Source organism: Mycobacterium triplex, assembly GCF_000689255.1.
GTDB classification, from domain to species: domain Bacteria; phylum Actinomycetota; class Actinomycetes; order Mycobacteriales; family Mycobacteriaceae; genus Mycobacterium; species Mycobacterium triplex.
Window position 1 is genome coordinate 4,345,412 of record NZ_HG964446.1, and the last position, 23,287, is coordinate 4,368,698.

The window sequence follows — 23,287 nt, forward strand, 5'->3', positions numbered from 1 at the left end:
GCAAATGCCGTCCGTCACCCGCAAACCGCAGCCCAAGCGCGAGCAGTCGCGCCAGCAGCGGCGCGAGGAGATGGAACGCCGGCTGCTCGATGCCACCGAGCGATTGATGCTCGGGGGGGCCAGTTTCACCGAGCTCAGCGTGGACCGGCTCTCCACCGAGGCCGGTATCTCGCGGGCGAGTTTCTACATCTACTTCGAGGACAAGGGCCATTTGCTGCGCCGGCTCGCCGGGCAGGTGTTCGCGGATCTGGCCGACAGCGCGAATCGCTGGTGGAGCGTGGCGGGGCGCCGGGATCCCGCCGACGTGCGCGCGGCGATGACGGGCCTCGTTGCCAGCTACCGCCGCCATCAGCCGGTACTTGTCGCACTGAACGAAATGTCGGCCTACGACCCGGTGGTCGGCGCGACATACGGCAACCTGCTGACCGCGGTCACCGCGCGATTGACCCGGGTCATCGAAGAGGGCCAGGCCGACGGCTCGATCCGCCCGGAGTTGTCGGCCGCCACCGCGGCCAGCGCTCTGACGTGGATGGCGGAGCGGGCCTGCCAGCAAAACCTGCCGGGCGCTCCGGACTCCTACGATGCCGAACTGGCCACGACGCTATCCGAAATCATCTGGGCCACTTTGTATCTCAAGCCGCTGTCGGCAGGCTGAGACGTCAGACCGCGACCAGGTCGTCGGCATGCACCGCGGGTCGGCGCAGTTCGTCGGGCAGCTGCGAGGTCGACCGGCCCATCATGCCGGCGAGCTCGGCGGCGTCGTAGGCGACCACGCCGCGGGCCACCATGGTGGCGTCCGGTCCGTGCAATTCGACGACGTCGCCGCCGTAGAACCGGCCCGTCACCGCGGTGATGCCCGCCGCCAGCAGTGAACGGCGTTGCTGCACCACCGCGCGCACCGCTCCGGCGTCGAGGCTCAGCGCACCGGTGGCCTCGGCGGCATACCGCACCCAGAACCGGCGGGCCGACATCCGCACCGGCCGGGCGGCGAACACCGTGCCCGACGAGGCGTCGGTGAGCGCCGTCGCGGCGTCCGTCGCCGCGGCCAGCAGCACCGGCACCCCGGCGTCGGCGGCCAGCAGCGCCGAGGACATCTTCGACGCCATGCCCCCGGTGCCCAGCGCGCTACCCGGCCCGGCGACCACACCGACCAGGTCCGACGACGCGGCCACCTCGGGAATGAAGCGCGCCCCCTTGGTCTTTCGCGGGTCGGTGTCATAGAGGCCGTCGATGTCGGAGAGCAGCACCAGCGCCTCGGCCCCGACCAGGTGGGCCACCAGCGCCGAAAGCCGGTCGTTGTCGCCGAACCGGATCTCGTTGGTGGCCACCGTGTCGTTTTCGTTGACGATCGCCACCGCGTGCAGCGCGCGCAACCGGTCCAGGGTGCGCTGGGCGTTGGTGTGCTGCGCGCGCATCGAGATGTCGTGCGCGGTCAGCAGCACCTGCCCGACCGTGCGGCCATAGCGGGCGAACGCCGCACTCCACGCGTTCACCAGCGCGACCTGGCCTACGCTGGCGGCAGCCTGCTTGGTCGCCAAATCCTTTGGACGACGGGATAATCCGAGCGGCTCGAGGCCGGCGGCGATGGCGCCCGAGGACACGATGACGACGTCGGTGCCCGCCTTCATCCGTGCCTCGATCGCATCGGCGAGCCCGGCCAGCCGGCTCCCGTCGAACATCCCGGACGATGTGGTCAGCGCGTTGGTACCGATCTTGACGACCAGACTGCGCGCGGTGCGGATGGCTTCGCGGTGGGCGGTCATGCTGCGCCGCTCCTCCTCATCGCCACGCTCTGCATCGTCGCCGGCGCTCACGGCTCGTCACCGCGTTCGCGCCGCCGGCGCCGGGCGGCCTTGCGTTCGTCGGCGCCGGTGCGCTCGGTGCGCTCCAGCCGCGCATCGGTGCCCCGGCCGGTCAATGGGACCTGTACGCCGGCCGGGGTTTGCGGCTCCCAGTCGAACGTCATCTCACCGATGGTCACCGCGCAGCCGGGTTGCGCACCCAGCCGCAACAGCTCCTCCTCGACGCCGAGGCGCGCAAGGCGGTCGGCCAGATATCCCACCGCTTCGTCGTTGTCGAAGTTGGTCTGGCCGATCCAGCGCTCGGGGCGCGCGCCGGTGACCACGAAGCCGCCCTCCCCGTCGGCGGCGACGGTGAAACCGCTGTCGTCGACGGGCACCGGGCGGATCACCGGGCGCCGCGCTACCGGCGCCGGTCGGGCCGCGTTGTACTCCGAAATCATCTTCTGCAGCCCAAAAATCAACGGCTGTAACCCTTCCCGGGTAGCCGTCGACACCAAAAACACCGGCCAGCCGCGTTCGGCGATCTCGTCGCGGACGAATTCGGCGAGCTCGCGCGCCTCCGGCACGTCAATCTTGTTGAGCACCACCGCTCGCGGCCGCTCGGCGAGGTCGACGAGGGCCGCATCGCCTTGCAGGGTGGGCGTATAGGCGGCGAGTTCGGCTTCCAGCGCGTCGATGTCGGAGATCGGGTCGCGGCCGGGCTCGGCGGTCGCGCAGTCGACGACATGCACCAGCACCGCGCATCGCTCGATGTGCCGCAGGAAATCCAGCCCCAGGCCGCGCCCCTGCGACGCGCCCGGAATCAAGCCGGGCACGTCGGCGACGGTGAACGACTGCTCGCCGGCCGAGACGACGCCGAGATTGGGGACCAGCGTGGTGAACGGGTAGTCGGCGACCTTGGGTTTGGCCGCCGAGATCACCGACACCAGCGACGACTTGCCCGCGGACGGAAATCCGACCAGCCCGGCATCGGCGACGGATTTGAGTTCGAGGGTCAGGTCGCGCGCCTGGCCGGGCTCACCCAGCAGCGCGAAGCCGGGCGCCTTGCGCGCGCGGGAGGCGAGCGCCGCGTTGCCCAGCCCGCCGCGACCACCGGCGGCGGCTTCGAAGCGGGTGCCCACCCCGACCAAATCGGCTAGCAGACGGCCGTTTTCGTCCAGGACGACGGTGCCGTCGGGGACCCTGACTTCCAGGTCCGCACCGGCGGCGCCGTCGCGGTTGCTGCCCGCCCCTTGCTTGCCGTTGGGAGCGGTGACGTGCGGACGGAAATGGTAATCGAGCAGGGTGTGGACGGCGGGATCGACGACAAAGACGATGCTGCCGCCGCGGCCGCCGTTGCCACCGTCGGGGCCGCCAAGCGGCTTGAACTTCTCGCGGCGAACCGAGGCGCAGCCGTTACCGCCGGAGCCGGCCCGGGCGTGGATGACGACTCGATCGACAAACCGAGGCATCGGGGGTCCTCTCAGCTACCCGCATGCACGGGCGCGACGACCTCAGTCGGTGGTCTGCCCGGCCGCGACGATGTTGACGGTCTTACGTCCGCGCTTGACGCCGAACTCGACGGCGCCGGATTCCTTGGCGAACAACGTGTCGTCGCCGCCACGGCCGACGTTGACGCCGGGGTGGAAGTGGGTGCCACGCTGGCGGACGATGATTTCGCCGGCCTTGACGATCTGACCGCCGAACCGCTTGACGCCCAGCCGCTGAGCGGCGGAGTCGCGACCGTTGCGCGAGCTGGAAGCGCCCTTCTTGTGTGCCATGTCTGTCGCCTCGCTACTTGATTCCGGTGACCTTCAGGACCGTCAGCTGCTGACGGTGACCCTGACGCTTGTGGTAGCCGGTCTTGTTCTTGAACTTGTGGATACGGATCTTCGGGCCCTTGGTGTGCTCGAGCACCTCGCCGGTCACCGCGACCTTGGCCAGCGCGGCGGCGTCGGAAGTGACGGTGGCACCGTCGACGACCAGCGCGACCGGCAGCGACACCTTCGCGCCGGGCTCGGATTCGAGCTTCTCGACCTTGACCACGTCACCGACGGCGACCTTGTACTGCTTGCCACCGGTCTTGACGATTGCGTAGGTCGCCATCGTTGCTCCTGCCTCTTCTTCGCGTCTTCCGCGCGCGTGCTAGCTGCGATGCGCGTGGTGGGTCTGGGGAGCGGGAGAATTCTCCCGCCTGTCGTCCGCCGAAGTCAGCCGTCCGGCTTGACGACAACTGTCCAAGGGTACGTGACCAGCGGCTACAGGGTCAAACCAGCGCCCGGACGCGCCACCGCGGGTTCGAGGCCCGGCCCGGCCCTCCCCATAGCCGGCCTTGGCAATGGTGTGAATCACTTCGTACAGGAGTTTATTTCTTGTTGGCTAACTATCGGCCAAGGCGTATGCGAGCGCGCCGGGATCAACCTGGGGCTGGATTCCCGAGGTCCCCGACAGGCCCGGTGAACTCAGCAAGCCGAGGCCCGGGGAACCCGCCGGAACGGGCGGTGTCGCCGACAGCACCCCGGGAGCCACGGTCACCGGGCCGAAGTAGCCGCTGGACCCGGCGAAGCCACCTGGGTAGACGGTGACGACGTCGCCGGGGCCGACGACGAGGGTGCCACCGGGTGCGACCGGCACGATGCTGCCGTCGTGGACGATGACGAAACCGCCGCCGTTGACGGTGAGCGTTCCACCGGCGTCGACGGCGAGGGTGCCGCCGTCTCCAATCGGGACGGTGCCGCCCGACCCGACGGTGACGGTGCCACCGTCGGAGACGGTGAGCGTACCGCCGTGGTACACGGTGAGAGCGCCGCCATCGCTGAGGCTAAGACCGCCACCGGCGTTGACATTGAGAGCGCCGCCATCGTTGAAGGCGCCGGCGTCGTCGACGGTCAGGGAGCCGTATTCGTTGACGGTGCCACCCATGTTCACGTTGAGGGCGCCGTGGGCGTCGACCCCGAGGTGGCCGTAGTCGTCGAGAACGGCGCCGTTGTAGACGGTGAGCGTGCCCGGGTCGGTGACGGTCCCGTCGTTGACGGCCAGAGTGCCGTAGTTGACGACGGTGCCGTAGTCGTTCAACGAGCCGCCCGGGTACACGGTGACCGTGCCGCTGTTGGACAGGGTGCCGATGTTGGACACGGTGCCGTGGTCGCCGAGGGTGCCGCCGGTGTCGACGGTGAGCATGCCGCCATGGCCGACGGTGAGGGCGCCGTCGTTCGTGAGGGCGCCGCCGTCGGCGACGGTGAGGGCACCCCCGTCGGGGACGCCGAGGGTGCCACCGGAGTCGACGGTCAGCGCGCCCCCGTCGGTGAGCGTGCCCCCATCGCTGACGCTGAGCGCGCCCCCGTCGGTGACGGTCAGCGTGCCACCGTCGCTGACGCCGAGCGTGCCGCCATGACTGACGGTGAGGACGCCGTCGTTCGTGAGCGTGCCGCCCGTGTCAACCGTGAGGGCACCCCCGTCGGCGAGCGTGCCGCCGTCGGTGACGGACAGGGCGCCGCCGTCGGCGAGCGTGCCCCCGTCGGAGACGGTGAGAGTACCGCCGTGGTACACGGTGAGAACGCCGTTATTGCCCAGGGTGAGGGTGCCGCCGTCGTCGACATTGAGAGCACCGGCGTCGTTCAACGTGCTGTCCACGGTCAGGGAGCCGTATTCGTTGACGGTGCCACCGGTGTTGACGTCAAAGGTGCCGTGGGCGTTGACCGCGAGGTGGCCGTAGTCGTCAACGACGCCGCCGTCATGCACGGTGAGGACGCCCGGGTTGGTGACGGTGCCGTCGTTGACGGCCAGGGTGCCGTAGTTGGTGATGGTGCCGTAGTCGCTCAACACGCCATTGGGGTACACGGTCAGGGTGCCGCCGTCGTCGACCGCGAGGGTTCCGCTGTTGGCCAGGGTGCCGTAGTCACTGAGGGAGCCGCCGTTGGCGACCGTGAGGGAGCCGCCGCCGTAGACGTTGAGGGTGCCGCCGTCGTCAACCGTGAGGGTGCTGGCGGGATAGACGGTGAGGCTGCCGTAGTTGTCGAGGGCGCCGCCGTCAGCGACGGTGAGAGTGCCGGCGTTCACGCCCGCGACGTCACCCTCGTTGAGGACGCCGCCGGCATTGACGGTGAGGGTGCCGGCGTCGGTGACAAGGCCCTGGGTAGCCAGGGTGCCGTTGACGGTGACGACGCCACCGGTATCGATGGACAGGACGCCGCCGGTGTTGACGGTGACTAGGCCGCCGGTGTTGACGGTGAGCGCCCCGCCGGTGCCGACGGTGAGGCTGGCACCGTTGGAGACGGTGATGGTGCCGCCCGAGTTGACGATCAGGGTGCCGCCGTCGGTGACCGTGCCGCCGGGCAGGATCAGCAGGGTGCCGTCGAGGGTGAGCGTGCCGCCGGACTCGATGGTGATGGACGTATAAGTCCCGTTCGGACCAACGGTGGTGAGACCCGGGCCGAGGGTGAGGTTTCCGCCCGGCCCGATGGTGACGTTTCCCCCGCCGAGCTGTTGCGTGGCGTCTGCGGCCACCTGTTGGGTGGCGGCGGGCTGCGCCAGCTGGGTCAGGTTTTGGGTTTCGGCCTTCGCGGTATCGGCCGCGCTGTCGGCCACCGCGCGGGCCTGCGCGTCCTGCCCCGCCTCGTCGGTGGTCTGCGGCGGTTCGTCATACGACGTCAGGCTGCCCGCCGCCGAGGCATCGACGGCATAGCCGTACATGGCGGTGGCGTCCTGGATCCACATCTCCGCGTACTGGGCTTCGGTGGCCGCGATCGCCGAAGTGTTCTGCCCGAAAAAATTTGTGGCAACCAGCGCCGTCAACTGCACCCGGTTGGCCGCGATCACCGGCGGCGGCACCGTCATGGCGAACGCCGCCTCGTAGGCCGTCGCGGCCGCATATGCCTGCGCCGAAGTCTGGGCGGCCTGGGCAGCACTCGCCTGCAACCACGCCACATAGGGTTCGGCGGCCGCAGCCATCGACATCGCCGACGGACCAGACCACGTCACACCGCTCAGCCCCGACACCTGCGCCGAATAGCCGGCGGCGGTCGATTCCAGTTCGGCGGCCACCGCCTCCCAGCTCGCCGCCGCCTCCAGCATCGGCCCCGGCCCGGGACCGGAGTACATCAGCGCGGAATTGACCTCGGGGGGAAGTAACCCAAAATCCACGAAGGCTCCCGTGTATCGACCTATTAGGCGTCAGTACAGTAAGCCAATCTAAGGAAACTCGGGCAAACGTTCGGTAACGGCCGCGCAAACGGGCGTTACGAAAAACGCGCTCTCCGCGGTGACACGGCCGCCACCCGCGTGATGAATCAGTCGATGTGAATCGGCGGGCCGGCCGGTCTGCCCGCCGCGCGCCGGCGGCGGGAACGTCCGAAATCCGACCCGGCGTCGTCCGTGGAATCTTCCGCGTCGCCGTTGTCGTCGTCGGAGTCCTCGTCGTCGTCAAGATCCTCGTCGTCATCGTCGAGGTCTTCGTCGTCGTCGAGATCCTCGTCGTCATCGTCGAGGTCTTCGTCGTCGTCGTCGAGATCCTCGTCGTCGAGGTCCTCGTCGACGTCGTCGGTGTCCTGATCGGTGTCGTCGTCCTCGAAGGCGTCGGAGTCGGCGTCCGCCAGGTCGGCCGGAGTCTCCGCCTTGGTCTGCTCGTCGATCTCGGTGGCGACGTCCTCGCCGCCCTCGTCGGCCTCGCCGTTGTCGCGGGTGGCCATCGCCTTGAACATCGGATGTTCGCCCGGCGCGTGCACGGGCACCTTGGCCACGGCCGGCTGATCGGTGGGCTCTTCGGATCGGTTCTTCCTCGACCGCTTGCCGCGCCGGCCGCCCGACTCGGACTTGCGCCCCGCCGTGGGGGCCGAGTCGACCGGGTCGCCATGCAGCAGGATGCCGCGGCCGCCGCAGTTCGGGCACGACGTCGAAAACGCCTCGATCAGACCCGTTCCCAACCGCTTGCGGGTCAATTGCACCAGGCCCAGCGATGTCACCTCGGACACCTGATGCCGGGTGCGGTCCCGGGCCAGCGACTCGGTGAGCCGGCGCAGCACCAGGTCGCGGTTGGACTCGAGCACCATGTCGATGAAGTCGATTACCACGATGCCGCCGATGTCACGCAGCCGCAGCTGACGGACGATCTCTTCGGCCGCCTCGAGGTTGTTCTTGGTGACCGTCTGCTCGAGGTTGCCCCCCGAGCCGGTGAACTTGCCGGTGTTGACGTCGACCACCGTCATCGCCTCGGTCCGGTCGATGACCAGCGTGCCGCCCGACGGCAGCCACACCTTGCGCTCCATCGCCTTGACCAGTTGCTCGTCGATGCGATGCACCGCGAACACGTCGGGGCCGGGCTGGCCTTCCGCTCCGGGCGGCGCGTCATATTTCGTCAGCTTCGAAACCAAGTCGGGTGCAACGGAATTCACATAATCGTTGATCGTGTTCCATGCCTCGTCACCGGAGACGATCAGACCGGCGAAGTCCTCGTTGAACAGGTCGCGGATGACCTTGACCAACACGTCGGGCTCTTCGTAGAGCGCCACCGCCGCGCCGGCGGCCTTCTCCTTGATCTCGCCCGCCTTGGTCTCGATCTGTTCCCAGCGTTCCTGCAGCCGGGCGACGTCGGTGCGGATGTCTTCCTCTTTGACGCCCTCGGATGCGGTGCGGATGATCACGCCGGCGTTCGAGGGCACCACCTCGCGCAGGATCTCCTTGAGACGCTGGCGTTCGGTGTCGGGCAGCTTGCGGCTGATCCCGGTCGACGACGCGCCCGGCACATAAACCAGGTAGCGGCCGGCCAGGGAGACCTGGGTGGTCAGCCGGGCGCCCTTGTGCCCAACCGGGTCCTTACTGACCTGGACGACGACGTAATCGCCTGGCTTGAGCGCCTTTTCGATCTTGCGTTCGGCCCCGCCCAGCCCTGCGGCTTCCCAGTTGACCTCGCCGGCGTACAGCACGCCGTTGCGGCCACGGCCGATGTCGACGAACGCCGCTTCCATCGAGGGCAGCACGTTCTGCACGATGCCGAGGTAGATGTTGCCGACGAGTGACGCCGACGCCGCCGACGTCACGAAATGCTCGACGACGATCCCGTCTTCGAGCACGGCGATCTGCGTATAGCGGGCACCCGGATGCGGCGGCTCGGTGCGGACCCGGTCGCGCACCACCATGACCCGTTCGACGGCCTCGCGGCGCGCCAGGAATTCCGCCTCGGTCAGCACCGGCGGGCGGCGCCGTCCGGCGTCACGCCCGTCGCGGCGCCGTTGCCGCTTGGCTTCCAGCCGCGTCGACCCGTCGATGCCCTTGATCTCGGCATTGCTCGAGCCGTTGTTGCCTCTGCCGCCGTCGTCGGAGGAGCCGCCCTTACCGCGCGGCGCCCGCTCGTGCACGACGGTGTTCGGTGGATCGTCGGGTGACAAGCTGTCGTCGTTGTCGTCACCGGAGCCCGACTTGCGCCGACGGCGCCTGCGACGACGCCGGTTGGCGCCATCCGGCGAACCGTCGTCGGGGCCGTCGCCGTCATCGGAGTCATCCGAGTCCTGGTCGTCGGCGTCGTCGGAGTCATCCGAGTCGGCGGATTTCGAGCCTGCGCCGTCGCCGTCGTCGTCTTGGTCGGACCCGCCCTGTTCGCCGCGTCCGCGGCCACGGCCTCGCCGGCCCCGTCGCCGCCGCCGGTTGGCCGGCCGATCGGTCTGTTCCTCGTCGTCGTCACCGTCGTCGGAATCGTCGCTGTCGGTGTCGATGCTGTCGTCGGCGCGGGTCTGGACGTCGGCCGCGACCGGCTGCGGCGCCACGAACAGCGGCATGTAAGCCGGGCGCTCGACCGCGTTGTCGACCATCACCCGGGACTCGGGTTGCCCGGATGTGGCCGGCTCTGCGCTGCTGAAGGACACGAAGTTCTCCGGCGGTCGGGGCGACAGCAGATCACGGACCCGGATCGCGTCCTCGTAGTCCACGCCGGAATGTGCGCTGCGAATTCGACCGTCCAGCGCGCTGAGCGCGTCCACCACCCGCTTGCTGGTGGTTCCCAGCGCGCGTGCCAGGGAATGGACTCTCAATCGGTCCGGCAGGTCCTCCGGGGCCGGCGCAGTTGAAGAGTCTGAAGTCTGGTCACCGTCTATCACGTATTCTCCTCAAGCCCCCGGGCGCGTCTCGTCGACGCGGCCACGCGAGGGCTTCGCTATGTGCCCGGGTCACTTCTCCCGGGCTTGTGATGGTCTTGCCCCGAGCGACTCGGCTAGAACCAACTCGGCGCCGTGCTGAATGTCGGCCTGACATGCGGCGCAACATCGCGAGCTGGCAATGGTCGCGCTTGTCTAAGTCTTCATTCGGGTGTCTGACGCCGGTCCGGCGACGTTCACCCGCAGTCAGTATCCCACATCACGCCGCATGCCCAAACGAGCCTGACCTGGCGGTCGGGCGCTGGAGGCCTAAGCGCCGGGAAACCATAGCGCGATTTCGCGCTTGGCCGAATCGACCGAATCGGATCCATGCACCAGATTCAGCTGCGTTTCCAACCCGAAATCGCCGCGGATCGTCCCCGGTATGGCCTTTTCCACCGGGTCGGTCCCCCCCGCGAGCTGGCGAAACGCCGCAATCGCGCGCGGGCCTTCCACGATCGCGGCCACCACCGGGCCCGATGTGATGAAGTCGAGCAGCGACTCGAAGAACGGCTTGCCCTCGTGCTCGGCGTAGTGCTGCGTGGCCAGCTCTTTGCTGACGCTGCGCAGCTCGAGCGCCACGATGGCGAGGCCCTTGCGCTCGATGCGGCTGATGACCTCGCCGATCAGTCGGCGCTGCACGCCGTCGGGCTTGATCAGTACCAGGGTCCGTTCCGTCACGGCGGTCAGCGTACAGAACGAATCGGCACTCAGCCCGGGGGTGTTTGCCCGCCCTCCTGACGCCGGCGGACCTCGGCGCGGAAGTAGGCGATCAGCAGCCAGAGTCCGGCAAACAGCAGGCCGATGAATCCCACCCCCGAGTACACCGCGAACCCGGCGAGGACGACCAGTTGGACACTCAGATTCACCCAGATCGCCCAGGGCCTGCCCTGCAGCCCACACAGCAGAATCAGCAATACCGCGAGCCCGATCAGATAGCTCAGCGATGGCCCGTTCAGGCCGGGCCCGACCGCACCGACGACGGGTATCGCCAACAGCACCACGATCGCTTCCAGGATCAGCGTCGCGGCCATCACGCCCCGGAAACTCTTCCAGGGGTCGCCCGGCGCCGGATTCTGGTCGCTATCGGTCATTGCGGGTCACGACCAAACAACGTACGCGCGGCCCCGGCGGTGAACACGGAGCCGGTGATCACCATTCCGGTGCCGGAAAACTCCTCGGCCGCACCATCGGCGGCGGCGTCGTCGACCAGTGCGGTCGCGACGTCGATCGCGTCGCGCAGGTTATCGGCGGTCAGCACCCGGTCGGGCCCGAACCGCTGCTGTGCGGCCAGCGACAGCGATTCGACATCCAGTGCCCGCGGTGACCCGTTGTGGGTAATGACGACCGAATCGAGCGCCGGCTCCAGCGCGGCGAGGATGCCGTCGACGTCCTTGTCGGCCATCACCGACAGGACCCCGACCAGGTATCGGAAGTCGAATTCGCCGTCCAGCGTCTGCGCCAGCGCGGCCGCTCCGGCCGGATTGTGCGCGGCATCGATGAACACGGTGGGGGCGCTGCGCATGCGCTCCAGCCGCCCGGGGCTGGTGACCGCGGCGAATCCGGCCCGCACCGCGTCGACGTCGAGCTGGCGCTGCGCCCCGGCGCCGAAGAAGGCTTCGACCGCGGCGAGAGCCACCACCGCGTTGTGCGCCTGATGCTCGCCGTGCAACGGCAGGAACACGTCGGAGTACACCCCGCCGAGGCCCTGCAGCTGCAGCATCTGCCCGCCGATCGCGACCTGACGACCCAGCACCGCGAACTCGGAATCCTCACGCGCAACCGCGGCGTCGGCCGTAACCGACTGCGCCAGAAGCACTTCCATCGCTTCCGGCACCTGTCGCGCGATGACCGCGACGGTGTCGGGCGCGCCGTCCGGGGCCTTGGTGATGATGCCCGCCTTCTCGCCGGCGATTCCCGCGAGATCCTCGCCGAGGTACTCGACGTGGTCGATGCCGATCGGGGTGATGACCGCGACGGGCGCGTTGATCACGTTGGTGGCGTCCCAGCGACCGCCCATGCCGACCTCGACGACGGCGACCTCCACGGGCGCGTCGGCGAAGGCCGCGAACGCCATCGCGGTCAGCACCTCGAATTTGCTCATCGCCGGGCCGCCGGCGGCCTGCGACTGCGCGTCGATCATCTGCACGAACGGCTCGATCTCGCGATACGCCGCCACGTATTGTGCTGGGCTGATTGGCTTTCCGTCGATCGCGATGCGTTCGATCGCCGACTGCAGGTGCGGGCTGGTGGTTCGGCCGGTGCGCCGGTGCAGCGCGGTCAGCAGCGCATCGATGATGCGCACCACCGAGGTCTTGCCGTTGGTGCCCGCGACATGGATCGACGGATAGCCCAGCTGCGGCGAGCCGAGCAGATCCATCAGTGCGCTGATCCGGGTCAGGCTCGGTTCGATCTTCGTCTCGGGCCAACGCTGGTCCAGCAGATGCTCGACCTGCAACAGGGACGCGATCTCGTCCGGCGTGGGGGTCTCGTCCGGCGTGGGAGCAGAGCTGCTGGACTCCGGTTCGTCGAGCCAGTCGGGCTCGTCGGTCATTGCAGCCCGGCCAGCCGGGTGTTGATACGCTCGGTTTCCTCTTGGGCCAGCCGCTGACGATCGCGGATCTTGCTGACGACCTGTTCCGGCGCCTTGGACAGGAACTCCCCGTTGGCCAATTTGGCTGTGGTGGAAGCCAACTCCTTCTGCGCTGCGGCCAGATCCTTTTCCAGCCGACGGCGTTCGGCGGCGACGTCGATGGTGCCCGAGGTGTCGAGTTCGACGACGACGGTGCCGCCGCTGAGCCGAACCTCCAAGGACACCGATGCGCCGAAATCCGGGCCGGGCGCGGTGAGCCACGCCAACGACGAGACCGCGGCGACCTGACTGCTCAGATCGCAGTCCTCGACACCGCCCAGCTGGGCCGGCACCTTCTGCCGATCGGCCAGGCCCTGGTCGCTGCGGAACCTCCGGACCTCGGTCACCAGCCGTTGCATATCGCTGACACGTTGCAGCGCAACAGGATCCAGGCTGATACCGGACGGCTTCGGCCACTCGGCGATCACCAGGGACTCCTCACCCGTCAACGCCTGCCACAGCTCCTCGGTGACGAACGGGATGACCGGGTGCAGCAACCGCAGCAGCGTGTCGAGCACCGCGGCCAGCACCGCGGTGGTCGCAGTGCACCCGTCGGCGAGTTGCACCTTGGCCACTTCGACATACCAGTCACAGAATTCGTCCCACGCGAAGTGGTAGAGCGACTCACAGGCCCGGCTGAACTCGTAGCTGTCGAACGCCGAATCAACCTCGGCGCGAACCTCTTCCAACCGGCCCAGGATCCACCGGTCGGCATCGGTCACCTCGGCCTCCGCCGGTAAGGCAACCACCGCCGCGCCATTGAGCAGCGCGAAACGGGTCGCATTGAACAGCTTGGTGACGAAGTTGCGCGACGCCCGGACGGCGTCCTCGCCGACGGACAGGTCACCGCCGGGGCTGGCGCCGCGGGCCAGGGTGAACCGCAGCGCGTCGGCCCCGAACATCTCCAGCCAGTCCAGCGGGTCTATCACGTTGCCCTTGGACTTGCTCATCTTGCGGCCGAATTCGTCGCGGATCAGCCCGTGCAGGAAGACGTCGGTGAACGGTACCTGCGGGCCGCGGGAGCCGCCGAGGGTGATCGCGTCGTCGCCGCCGACGAATGTGCCGAACATCATCATGCGCGCCACCCAGAAGAACAGGATGTCGTATCCGGTCACCAAAACGCTTGTCGGATAGAACTTTTCCAGCTCGGAAGTCTGCGAGGGCCAGCCCAGGGTGGAGAACGGCCACAGTGCCGACGAGAACCAGGTGTCCAGCACGTCGGGGTCCTGCTCCCAGCCTTCCGGTGGCGTCTCGTCCGGTCCGACGCACACCTGTTCGCCGTCGGGCCCGTACCAGATCGGGATGCGATGGCCCCACCAGAGCTGCCGTGAGATGCACCAGTCGTGCATGTCGTCGACCCAGCCGAACCAGCGCGGCTCCAGGCTGGCCGGGTGAATCACGGTGTCCCCGTTGCGCACCGCATCGCCGGCGGCCTTGGCCAGCGATTCCACCCGAACCCACCACTGCAGCGACAGCCGGGGCTCGATCGGTTCGCCGCTGCGTTCCGAGTGCCCGACGCTGTGCAGGTAGGGCCGTTTCTCGGCGACCACCCGGCCCTCGGCGGCCAGCGCCTCGCGCACCGCGACGCGGGCTTCGAAGCGGTCCATCCCGTCGAATCGTGTTCCGGTACCGACGATCCGGCCCTTGGTGTCGAAAATCGAGATCATCGGCAACTCGTGGCGCAGCCCGATCTCGAAGTCGTTCGGGTCATGTGCGGGTGTGACTTTGACTGCGCCGGTGCCGAATTCGGGGTCGACGTGTTCGTCGGCGACGATTATGAGCTGTCGGTCGACGAACGGGTGCGGCAGCGTGGTCCCCACCAGGTGGCGGTAGCGCTCGTCGTCGGGGTGCACCGCCACCGCGGTGTCGCCCAGCATCGTCTCGACCCGGGTGGTGGCGACCACGATGTGCGGTTGCGAATCGTCCAGCGACCCATACCGGAACGACACCAGTTCGCCTTCGACGTCGACGTAGTTGACCTCGAGATCCGAGATCGCCGTTTCCAGCACCGGCGACCAGTTGACCAGTCGCTCGGCCTGATAGATCAGCCCGGCGTCATAGAGCCGCTTGAAGATCGTCCGCACGGCCCGGGACAAGCCCTCGTCCATCGTGAACCGGTCGCGGTCCCAATCGACCCCGTCGCCGAGGCGCCGCATCTGACCACCGATGGCACCGCCGGACTCCCGCTTCCAGTCCCACACCTTGTCGACGAACAGCTCCCGGCCGAAGTCTTCCTTGGTCTTGCCGTCGACCGCGAGCTGCTTTTCCACCACGCTCTGCGTCGCGATGCCGGCGTGGTCCGTCCCCGGCTGCCATAACACCTCGTATCCCTGCATGCGCTTGCGGCGGGTCAAGGCGTCCATCATCGTGTGTTCCAGCGCGTGACCCATGTGCAGACTGCCGGTGACGTTCGGTGGCGGCAGCACAATCGAGTACCCGGGCTTGGAACTGGTCGGGTCCGCCTTGAAGTAACCCGCGTCCACCCACCTCTGGTAGATCCCCGTCTCCAGCGCACCGGGATCCCACGACTTGGGCAGGTCGGCGGCGGAGCGGGGGCTGGCGGTCACCGGTCAATTCTAGGAACCGCGACGGCCCCGCGTGTAAGCGCCCGAACACGCGTGTGCTCGGTCACTCTCGGTTCGGCCGTCCCGGTCAGGGAATCGTGAGCACCTGGCCGGGGTGGATCAGGTCGGGATCGGCGACGCCGCTGGCGTCGGCGATCACCTGATACTTGCTGCCGTCACCGTAAAACCGCTCGGCGATGGCCCACATCGTGTCGCCGGAGACGACGGTGTACGTGCGCGGCGCAGGCTCGGGCGCAGCGTCTGCCGTGGGCTCCGGGACGCCACCGACGGGCCCGGACATCGGTTCCGCGCCGGGCTCGGCCGTGTCGGTCGTCACATCCGCGGGCTCGGCCGCCGGCGCCGGAGGTGGCGGACCGTCGGTCTCGGTGTGGCTGGACCACGCGGGTCCGTCCGCGGCGTAGAGCACCAGGTTGCAGTCGTCCTGAAGGACGAGTCGGACATCCTTCTTGCCCTTGGTGTCGGTGTGCCAAACGGGCTTGTCCGACGTGTACAGGACGAAGTTGCCGTCGCGCTGCACTTCGGCGCGCTGCACATCCTGGCCGTTGGTCGCCGTCGCCCACAGTGCCTCGCCCCGCGCGGCCAGCACGAGGTTGCCGTCGTCTTGCAGCGTCAGGGTGTACGCGCCGTTGTTGGAGGCCAGCGATTGCCCCCGCTGCAGCTGTTGTCCTTCAGTAAGCGTGTCTGACATGGCATTTCCTCTCGTCATCTAGTCCGGCGCGCCGGCGCCGGACGCGGTTGCCGGTGCCCGATGAGCGGGCGCCCACTTCGGTCGGACCTGAATGTCGGTCGGACCTGGCATACCTCCCTCGACGCAATCGAAACCGTCAGATCCGACGGTCCACCAGAGCCGCTATGGCGCTTGGCTACTTCTTGCCGCCGAGCAGGCCGCCGAGGATGTCACCGAGTGCGCCACCCTTGCCGCTCAGCACGCTTCCCAAGATGTTGCCCAGCGACTTGTCCCCGCCGCCGCCACCGAGAATGTTGCCCAAGACCTCGGCGAGGCCACCGGACTGCGACTGCGGTGATGAGCCGCCGGAAAGCTGTTTTCCGATGTACGCCAGCACAATCGGGAGCACGACCGGCAACAGCTGCTTGACCAGCTCGCTGTTGCCCGCTCCCCCTTGCGCCAGCGCGGACGCGACCTGGTCGGGGTCACTGCCACCGAAGAGCGTCGCGACCGCCTGGTGCCCGTCATCCTCGGCAGCGGTCGCGGCGGATTCGATCCGGTCCGCGTGCTCGGGATCTTGCGAATTCTGGTGCAGGCCACTCAGCAGTGCGGGCACCAGCGTGTGCACCGCCGTGTCTACTTCGCCTTCGTCGGCGCCGAGCTTGCTTGCTATCTCAGCTGTGGGAATTTGCGCGTACAGATCATCGAGACCGGCCATCGGGATCTCCACCCTTGATTGCACGGATTATTTCAGGCAAGTCGACTACGACACTAGTCCGATACGACTCGGACCGAAAGGCGTTGTAGCAGCAGGCTTAATCCAACCGCTCGGTGCGCAGCGACACGCCGGCCGCAGGAAGCCGGGTCAGCAAAACGTCGCCCATCGCGGCCGCGGGGGTGAGCACGCCGCGCAGGTCCGTGAGCTTGTCACGATCCAGCGCCAGCGCCAGACCGCACTCCCCCAGCAACACCGCGGTCGCCTTGTAGCCGGGGTCTCCGCGCTGCTCCATCCTTGCCACGTAGCGGGCACCGCTGGTTGTGGTGGTGTACGTCTCGAGCTGGTAATAGCCGCGGTCGCGCGCCTTGGCGCTCGGACCGCTGCCGGGTTTCGGTGCGATGCGGTCCAGCAGCGGGCGCGGGAGCAACCGGAAGTAGCGGCTGCCCAGCGCGAACGACGCGTTGCCGATCCCGGCCACGATCGCGGACGCCACCGGCGCCAGCGGCGACGAACCCAGGCTCATGTGTTCGGCGTAGCGGAACCGCCGCCCGTATGCCCAATCAAGTAATGCGTTGCTGCGCCGAACAATTCGGGTGTTGATCGACGACATCAAGAATCCGGCCGTCCAGACGCCGGTCAACTCCGGCGCGATGTAGCGTCCGCGCCGCCACGGCAGATCGGGCTGCCGACCCAGCTCGGGTTCGGCGCCACGATCGTCGCTCAGCGTGTACGGGTCGGCCAGCCGGCGGCGTGTCTCGGGGTCACTGGATGCGGCTTCCAGCACGCCCATGATCGACGCGACCGTCCCGCCGGAGAACCCACCCATCAACTTGCGCATCACGAAGTTGGTATCGCCGAGTTCGCCGGTCCCGTCGCCCTGTGCCGCCCGGTGCAGCGCGTACACCGTCAGATCCGAAGGGACGGAATCGAATCCGCAGCAGTGCACGATGCGGGCGCCGGTGTCGGCGGCTTGTTTGTGGTAGAGGTCGATGGCCTCGCGGATGAACATCGCCTCGCCGGTCAAGTCCGCATAGTCGGTACCGGCTGCCGCACACGCGCCCACCAACGGCATGCCGTACCGGGCGTAGGGACCGACCGTGGTGACGACGACCCGGGTGCGGGCGGCCATCTCATCGAGGGTCGACGGCGACGCCGCGTCGGCGCTGAGCACGGGCCAGGACTGCGCGGCCTCGCCCAGGGTGTCGCGAACGGCACGCAAGCGATCCGTCGACCTGCCGGCCAGGGCGATCCGCGCAGCGGCTCCGGCTCTTGCCAGGTATGCGGCGGTGAGCTTTCCTACGAAGCCGGTCGCCCCGTACAGCACGATGTCGAAGTCACGCCCCGTTGCGGTCATCGTCGCGACGGTACCCGGTCGCGATCGGCCCGTCGGTCCTCCCCTCGGTCACAGAAAATGCCGGGCACCCGGCCCGGCATTTTCTGTGTGCGTACGACCGACGATCAGCCGCGACGACCGCAGACCGGCCACGCGCCGATGCCCTGCGAGTGCAGCACGTTCTCGGCCACCCGGATCTGCTCCTCGCGGCTCGCGCCGGCCGGGGAACCCGACCCGCCGTTGGCACGCCAGGTGCTCGGGGTGAACTGCAGGCCGCCGGAGTAACCGTTACCGGTGCTGATCCCCCAGTTACCACCCGACTCGCACTGTGCGATGGCATCCCAGTTCACGCTGTACGCCTTGACCGGCGGCGGGGCGTCCGGCGCCGGAGGCGGCGGCGGAAGCTCGAAGCCCACCGGAGCGGGCGGCGGAGGCGGGGCGTCCGGCGCCGGGGGCGGCGGGACGTTCGGGTCAAAACCCACCGGGGCAGGCGCCGGGGCCGGGGGCGGCGGGACGTCGAAGCCCACCGGCGCGGCGGGCGCGCCGGGAGCCGGGGCGTCCGGGGCCGGCGGCGGAGGCACATCCGCGCTGGCGGTGGCGGACGGGAGCGTCACCAGCGAGCCTGTGATAGCAGCGAGGATGAGCGTCTTGCGGACGTTATTCAAAGTGTTCCTTTCGCGAGCGCGCGCGCCAAAGCAAACCCACGGGTGGGTTTTGGGTGTTCTTGCAGTGGAGATAGGTGCTCTGGAACGTGCCGTCTCGTTTCGGCACGACAGCGAGGGCATGAACTGCCCAGCAGGCGAAAGCCGCTGGCCGCCGGGCGACCAAGACCGCCCGCAGCCCCGCTCACACACGGGTCCGTGGATTAAATTTTCTATAACCCCTTTCGGGCTAAAAGGCACCGTATGGGACCGCACGGCATTCGTCATATCCGACACGCCGATATCTCGGAACAATAACGAGCAGATTACGGTGCGAACGGAGAATTATTTTTGCAGGTCAGCTGTGCCTTTTCTTTGAAAACTCCCAGGTCAAGATCAAGTCACGATCGTGACCCGAATCACTCACATTTTGTGAGCTGGACCACGCATTTGCCAGGCAGCTGGGCCGTGGCTCGCCGACGGTCCCAATCCAGGGTGACCGAGCGGCGCGTTACATGATCTTGATCGGTTCAGATCGACCTGCCAATACCGACCGCCACCAGCCCAAACCCGTGCCTTGGCAACGTTATTCGTCGCCGCTGGCCACGGGTGTCGGGCGCGGCGGACGCCAACATCGGGTAAGGGGTGTCGACAACCATTTCGGCCGAGTTACGCAGTGCGTCAAAGGCTTTACCCGTCAAGGGCACGCAGAGCGCACGCGCGGCGCGGCCGACCGCCCCGGACGAGACCGCGCACCCCGCGCCACCGGCATTTGCACAAGACAATTTGCTGGACAAATTCCAACCGCCACTTTCCGAGGCCGCATCGCGGCGCCGGCTGCCACCCCGGCCCCCGGGACGCCGACCGAACAGCGAAAGATCCTGTGCCCCAACGGAATCAAGCCACCAGATGCGGCCGCAGAAAGGCGTATGCAGCAATGGGCCTGCAAATGGGCGAGCTATTCGCGGCCTACCAATAACGAAAGTGGATTAACAATCGGTTAACTGGCCGAGCAATTAAGCGATGTGTGTTATTTCGAGAAATTGAGATTATGCGAAACAACTAATCTCGGAAATGGCGGAACTCGCCGACGCCGATCAGGCCCCGGGGAGCACCAGCGCGCGGAACTCGGCGTCGGTGTTGACGTTGGTCAACGCACGCGAATCCGGCAGCACGATCTGCTGGGCGTCCGACGCGTCGATCAGGGCGCTCATCCTGCGCTCGCCGGCTGCCACCAGCGCATCGATGCGGTCGGCCAGACTGGTGCGGTACACCGCGGCCAGAAAGTGGCTGCGACCGTCCCACGGCACGATGACTTCGGCGTCGGTCTTGGTGGCGAGCGCCATCAGCTCGTCGATCAATTCCGCTGTCAGCAGCGGCATGTCGACCGCACAGACGAAAGCGAACTGCGCGCCGGCGGCGGCGGCCTCGCGCAGTCCCCGCCCGGTCGCCGGCAGCGGTCCCAGCCCCTGTATCTCGTCGCGGATCACCCGCGCCTCGAGTTTCGGCAGCGGTTGGCCCGGGGCGGCGACGACGAATACCGGCGCGCAGCGCGCAGCCACGACGCCGACGACATACTCGGCCATCGTGGCGGCTCCGCCGGGACCCGGCAGGGTCGCCTTGTCGCGGCCCATCCGCCGCGATTCGCCTCCGGCGAGTATTACTGCGGCCAATGACACTGCATCGGACACCAGCGCAGCCCCTTAGTCGACGGTCCAGGTGTCGCGACCGCGCAGGAGTGACTGCAGCGCGGCCGCGTCGTACGGGGTTGCGGCGCGGGCCGCGGCGACCTGAGCGCGCGCCGCGTCGTCGTAGGTGGGCCGGGAGACGTCGCGGAAGATGCCCAGCACGGTGTGGTCGAGGTTTTGATCCGACAGCCGCGACAGCGCGAACGCGTAGGCCGGGTCGTCGGTGTGCGCGTCGTGCTTGACGATCTCTTCGACCGCCACGTCGGCGGTCTTGGCGGCTTCGAGGCTGAAGCCTGACTTCACCACGCAGTATTCGCCGTTGGCGCCGAACACAATTGGCTCGCCGTGCCGCACGTTGATCACGCGGTCTTCGGCGCCCTCTTTGCGCAGCGCGTCGAACGAGCCGTCGTTGAAGATCGGGCAGTCCTGCAGGATCTCGACGACCGCGGCGCCGCGGTGCTCGGCGGCACCGCGCAACACCTCGGTCAGCCCGGCCCGGTCGGAGTCCAGCGCGCGGCCGACGAAGGTCGCCTCGGCGCCCAGTGCCAGCGACACCGGGTTGAACGGGTGATCGAGCGAACCCATCGGGGTCGACTTGGTGATCTTGCCGACCTCTGACGTCGGCGAGTACTGGCCCTTGGTCAGCCCGTAGATGCGGTTGTTGAACAGCAGGATCGTGATGTTGACGTTACGGCGCAGCGCGTGGATCAGGTGGTTGCCGCCGATCGACAAGGCGTCGCCGTCGCCGGTGACCACCCAGACCGACAGGTCCTCCCGGGACAGCGCCAGGCCGGTCGCGATCGCCGGCGCGCGGCCGTGGATCGAGTGGAACCCGTAGGTCTCCAGGTAGTACGGGAAGCGGCTGGAGCAGCCGATGCCGCTGATGAACACGATGTTCTCGCGGCGCAAACCCAGGTCGGGCAGAAAGTTGCGGATCGTGTTGAGAATGACGTAGTCGCCGCAGCCCGGGCACCAGCGGACCTCTTGGTCACTGGTGAAGTCCTTCCCCTTCTGCGGCTGGTCTTCAGCGGATAGGCGGGGCACACCGTCGTTCTTCTTCAACCTCGGCGTCAGGCCGAGGTCCGTGCCCGCCAGGTCGCCAGCGATCCCGCTCGTCATGCGTTAGCTCCAACCGTTGCTGCCGCCATTCTGGCGACCATCGCTTTGTCTTGCTCGATCTCGGCCAGCGTCCCGGCCAGTGCGGCGCGGATGACCCGTCCCACCTCGTCGGCGAGGAAGGCAAGGCCGTGCACCTTGGTGACCGATTGCACGTCGACCAGGTACTTGGCGCGCAGCAGCATCGCCAGCTGACCCAAGTTCATCTCCGGGCACACCACCATCGGGTACCGACGCAGGATGTCGCCGAGGTTGGCCGGGAACGGATTGAGGTAGCGCAGGTGCGCGTGGGCGACCTTGATGCCCTTGCGGCGCGCACGCCGGCAGGCCTCACCGATCGGGCCGTACGAGCTGCCCCAGCCGATCAGCAGCAGCTCGGCATCCCCGGTCGGGTCGTCGACCTCCAGGTCGGGCACGGAGATGCCGTCGATCTTGGCCTGGCGCAACCGGACCATCAGGTCGTGGTTGACCGGCTCGTAAGAGATTGCGCCCGAACCGTTTGCGGCTTCCAGGCCACCGATCCGGTGTTCCAGCCCGGGCGTGCCCGGAACGGCGAACTGGCGAGCCAGCGTCTCCGGGTCGCGGGCGTAGGGCTGGAACGGCTCGCCCGTCTTCGCGAAGGTGTGCGTGATCGGCTGCAGCGTCGACACGTCGGGGATCTGCCACGGTTCCGAGCCGTTGGCGATCGCGCCGTCGGACAACAGGATCACCGGCGTGTGATAGGACACCGCGATGCGCACCGCCTCCAGCGCGGTCTCGAAGCAGTCCGACGGCGACCGCGGCGCCAGCACCGCCACCGGCGACTCCCCGTTGCGGCCAAACAGCGCCTGCAGCAGGTCGGCCTGCTCGGTCTTGGTGGGCAGGCCGGTCGAGGGGCCACCACGTTGCACGTCGACGACGAGCAGCGGCAGTTCGGTCATCACGGCCAGGCCGATCGCTTCGGACTTCAGCGAGATACCCGGGCCCGACGTCGTGGTGACGCCCAGCGCACCGCCGTAGGAGGCGCCGATCGCGGCGCAGATCCCGCCGATCTCGTCCTCGGCCTGGAAGGTGATGATGTTGAAGTTCTTGTGCTTGGACAGCTCGTGCAGGATGTCGGAGGCCGGCGTGATCGGGTAGCTGCCGAGCACTACCTGAATGCCGGACAGCTGACCGGCCGCCACGATGCCGTAGGCCAGTGCGGTGTTGCCCGAGATCTGGCGGTATTCGCCGGCCGGCAAGGTCGCCCGGGACACCTCGTAAGTGGTGCCGAACGCCTCGGTGGTTTCGCCGTAGTTCCAGCCCGCCTTCAGCGCGAGCACGTTGGCCTCGGCGACGTCGGGCTTGCGGGCGAACTTCTCCCTGATGAAGTTCTCGCTGGTCTCGATCGGCCGTCCGTACATCCACGACAGCAGGCCGAGCGCGAACATGTTCTTGGCGCGCTGCCCGTCCTTCTTCGACGCCCCGATCGCCTCGACGGCGCCAAGGGTCAGCGTGGTCATCGCGACCGAGTGCACCACGTAGTCGGACAGCTCGTCGGTCTCCAGCGGGTTTGCTACGTAGCCGACCTTGGTCAGGTTGCGCTTGGTGAATTCGTCGGAGTTCGCGATCACCATGCCGCCGCGCGGCAGGTCGCCGATGTTGGCCTTCAACGCGGCCGGGTTCATCGCGACGAGCACGTCCGGCCGGTCACCGGCGGTCAGGATGTCGTAGTCGGCGATCTGGATCTGGAACGACGAGACGCCGGGCAATGTGCCTGCGGGGGCGCGGATCTCGGCGGGGTAGTTCGGTTGGGTCGCCAGGTCGTTGCCGAACAGCGCGGCCTCCGACGTGAACCGGTCACCCGTCAGCTGCATGCCGTCGCCGGAGTCGCCGGCGAATCGGATGACAACCTGCTCCAGGCGTTGACGGTCCGAAGACCCGCCATGAGAATCTGACCCGGCTCCACTGCCGTTCAAATCCACGTCCCCGCCTTCCATTTATTAACCGGACAGGCACTCATCCGAAGTTTCAGGTTACGCGCC

The 23,287-nt window shown here is 67.9% G+C and carries 18 protein-coding genes; 1 reads left to right on the top strand and 17 read right to left on the bottom strand.

All coding sequences use genetic code 11. From position 1 onward, the window contains the following. The first annotated feature begins 4 nt into the window (after positions 1-4). The gene (locus BN973_RS20105) at positions 5-655 is read left to right on the top strand and encodes a TetR/AcrR family transcriptional regulator (protein ID WP_036470412.1); all 651 of its coding nucleotides are present in this window, start codon (positions 5-7) and stop codon (positions 653-655) included. Positions 656-659: 4 nt separating this feature from the next. Here BN973_RS20105 and proB read toward each other — a convergent pair whose 3' ends face one another. From proB to BN973_RS20190, 17 genes are all read right to left on the bottom strand, one after another. Further along, the gene (gene proB / locus BN973_RS20110; RefSeq protein ID WP_036472767.1) at positions 660-1,763 is read right to left on the bottom strand and encodes a glutamate 5-kinase; all 1,104 of its coding nucleotides are present in this window, start codon (positions 1,761-1,763) and stop codon (positions 660-662) included. A gap of 47 nt (positions 1,764-1,810) precedes the next feature. Continuing rightward, entirely contained in the window at positions 1,811-3,253 is a 1,443-nt protein-coding gene (gene obgE, locus BN973_RS20115) for a GTPase ObgE (protein WP_036470414.1), read from the bottom strand. Positions 3,254-3,295: 42 nt separating this feature from the next. Further along, a complete protein-coding gene (gene rpmA, locus BN973_RS20120; RefSeq protein WP_025736106.1) occupies positions 3,296-3,562 on the bottom strand; it encodes a 50S ribosomal protein L27 in 267 nt (88 codons plus the stop codon). Between the two features lie 13 nt (positions 3,563-3,575). Continuing rightward, entirely contained in the window at positions 3,576-3,887 is a 312-nt protein-coding gene (gene rplU, locus BN973_RS20125; protein ID WP_025736107.1) for a 50S ribosomal protein L21, read from the bottom strand. A gap of 273 nt (positions 3,888-4,160) precedes the next feature. Then, the gene (locus BN973_RS32205) at positions 4,161-6,923 is read right to left on the bottom strand and encodes a PPE family protein (protein WP_051641377.1); all 2,763 of its coding nucleotides are present in this window, start codon (positions 6,921-6,923) and stop codon (positions 4,161-4,163) included. A 146-nt stretch (positions 6,924-7,069) separates the two neighbouring features. After that, a complete protein-coding gene (gene rne / locus BN973_RS20135) occupies positions 7,070-9,868 on the bottom strand; it encodes a ribonuclease E (RefSeq protein ID WP_084163469.1) in 2,799 nt (932 codons plus the stop codon). A gap of 306 nt (positions 9,869-10,174) precedes the next feature. Then, complete coding sequence (ndk, locus tag BN973_RS20140) at positions 10,175-10,585, bottom strand: nucleoside-diphosphate kinase (RefSeq protein ID WP_036470417.1); 411 nt, start codon at positions 10,583-10,585, stop codon at positions 10,175-10,177. 29 nt (positions 10,586-10,614) lie between these two features. After that, on the bottom strand, positions 10,615-10,998 hold the full coding sequence (locus BN973_RS20145) for a DUF4233 domain-containing protein (protein ID WP_036470419.1): 384 nt from the start codon (positions 10,996-10,998) through the stop codon (positions 10,615-10,617). After that, a complete protein-coding gene (gene folC, locus BN973_RS20150) occupies positions 10,995-12,458 on the bottom strand; it encodes a bifunctional tetrahydrofolate synthase/dihydrofolate synthase (RefSeq protein ID WP_036470420.1) in 1,464 nt (487 codons plus the stop codon). The genes BN973_RS20145 and folC overlap by 4 nt, the downstream gene beginning before the upstream one ends. Further along, complete coding sequence (locus BN973_RS20155; protein ID WP_036470421.1) at positions 12,455-15,103, bottom strand: valine--tRNA ligase; 2,649 nt, start codon at positions 15,101-15,103, stop codon at positions 12,455-12,457. The genes folC and BN973_RS20155 overlap by 4 nt, the downstream gene beginning before the upstream one ends. 85 nt (positions 15,104-15,188) lie before the next feature. Then, the gene (locus tag BN973_RS20160; RefSeq protein ID WP_036470422.1) at positions 15,189-15,809 is read right to left on the bottom strand and encodes a LysM peptidoglycan-binding domain-containing protein; all 621 of its coding nucleotides are present in this window, start codon (positions 15,807-15,809) and stop codon (positions 15,189-15,191) included. 175 nt (positions 15,810-15,984) lie between these two features. Next, entirely contained in the window at positions 15,985-16,506 is a 522-nt protein-coding gene (locus tag BN973_RS20165; RefSeq protein WP_036472770.1) for a DUF937 domain-containing protein, read from the bottom strand. A 97-nt stretch (positions 16,507-16,603) separates the two neighbouring features. Further along, on the bottom strand, positions 16,604-17,860 hold the full coding sequence (locus BN973_RS20170; protein ID WP_036470424.1) for a saccharopine dehydrogenase family protein: 1,257 nt from the start codon (positions 17,858-17,860) through the stop codon (positions 16,604-16,606). 104 nt (positions 17,861-17,964) lie between these two features. After that, positions 17,965-18,504, bottom strand: a complete 540-nt coding sequence (locus BN973_RS20175; RefSeq protein WP_036470426.1) for a transglycosylase family protein — start codon at positions 18,502-18,504, stop codon at positions 17,965-17,967. 1,073 nt (positions 18,505-19,577) lie between these two features. Next, entirely contained in the window at positions 19,578-20,171 is a 594-nt protein-coding gene (mobA, locus tag BN973_RS20180) for a molybdenum cofactor guanylyltransferase (RefSeq protein WP_036470427.1), read from the bottom strand. A gap of 12 nt (positions 20,172-20,183) precedes the next feature. Further along, positions 20,184-21,287: a 2-oxoacid:ferredoxin oxidoreductase subunit beta gene (locus BN973_RS20185; protein ID WP_036470429.1), complete on the bottom strand. Its 1,104-nt coding sequence runs from the start codon at positions 21,285-21,287 to the stop codon at positions 20,184-20,186. Beyond that, positions 21,284-23,227: a 2-oxoacid:acceptor oxidoreductase subunit alpha gene (locus BN973_RS20190; protein WP_139830238.1), complete on the bottom strand. Its 1,944-nt coding sequence runs from the start codon at positions 23,225-23,227 to the stop codon at positions 21,284-21,286. The genes BN973_RS20185 and BN973_RS20190 overlap by 4 nt, the downstream gene beginning before the upstream one ends. Positions 23,228-23,287: the final 60 nt, after the last annotated feature.

Excerpts from the sequence above, each read along its gene's own strand:
- BN973_RS20105 (WP_036470412.1), top strand. The coding sequence starts at position 5 with ATGCCGTCCGTCACCCGCAAACCGCAGCCCAAGCGCGAGCAGTCGCGC.
- proB (WP_036472767.1), bottom strand. The coding sequence starts at position 1,763 with ATGACCGCCCACCGCGAAGCCATCCGCACCGCGCGCAGTCTGGTCGTC.
- obgE (WP_036470414.1), bottom strand. The coding sequence starts at position 3,253 with ATGCCTCGGTTTGTCGATCGAGTCGTCATCCACGCCCGGGCCGGCTCC.
- rpmA (WP_025736106.1), bottom strand. The coding sequence starts at position 3,562 with ATGGCACACAAGAAGGGCGCTTCCAGCTCGCGCAACGGTCGCGACTCC.
- rplU (WP_025736107.1), bottom strand. The coding sequence starts at position 3,887 with ATGGCGACCTACGCAATCGTCAAGACCGGTGGCAAGCAGTACAAGGTC.
- BN973_RS20145 (WP_036470419.1), bottom strand. The coding sequence starts at position 10,998 with ATGACCGATAGCGACCAGAATCCGGCGCCGGGCGACCCCTGGAAGAGT.
- folC (WP_036470420.1), bottom strand. The coding sequence starts at position 12,458 with ATGACCGACGAGCCCGACTGGCTCGACGAACCGGAGTCCAGCAGCTCT.
- BN973_RS20160 (WP_036470422.1), bottom strand. The coding sequence starts at position 15,809 with ATGTCAGACACGCTTACTGAAGGACAACAGCTGCAGCGGGGGCAATCG.
- BN973_RS20165 (WP_036472770.1), bottom strand. The coding sequence starts at position 16,506 with ATGGCCGGTCTCGATGATCTGTACGCGCAAATTCCCACAGCTGAGATA.
- BN973_RS20170 (WP_036470424.1), bottom strand. The coding sequence starts at position 17,860 with ATGACCGCAACGGGGCGTGACTTCGACATCGTGCTGTACGGGGCGACC.
- BN973_RS20185 (WP_036470429.1), bottom strand. The coding sequence starts at position 21,287 with ATGACGAGCGGGATCGCTGGCGACCTGGCGGGCACGGACCTCGGCCTG.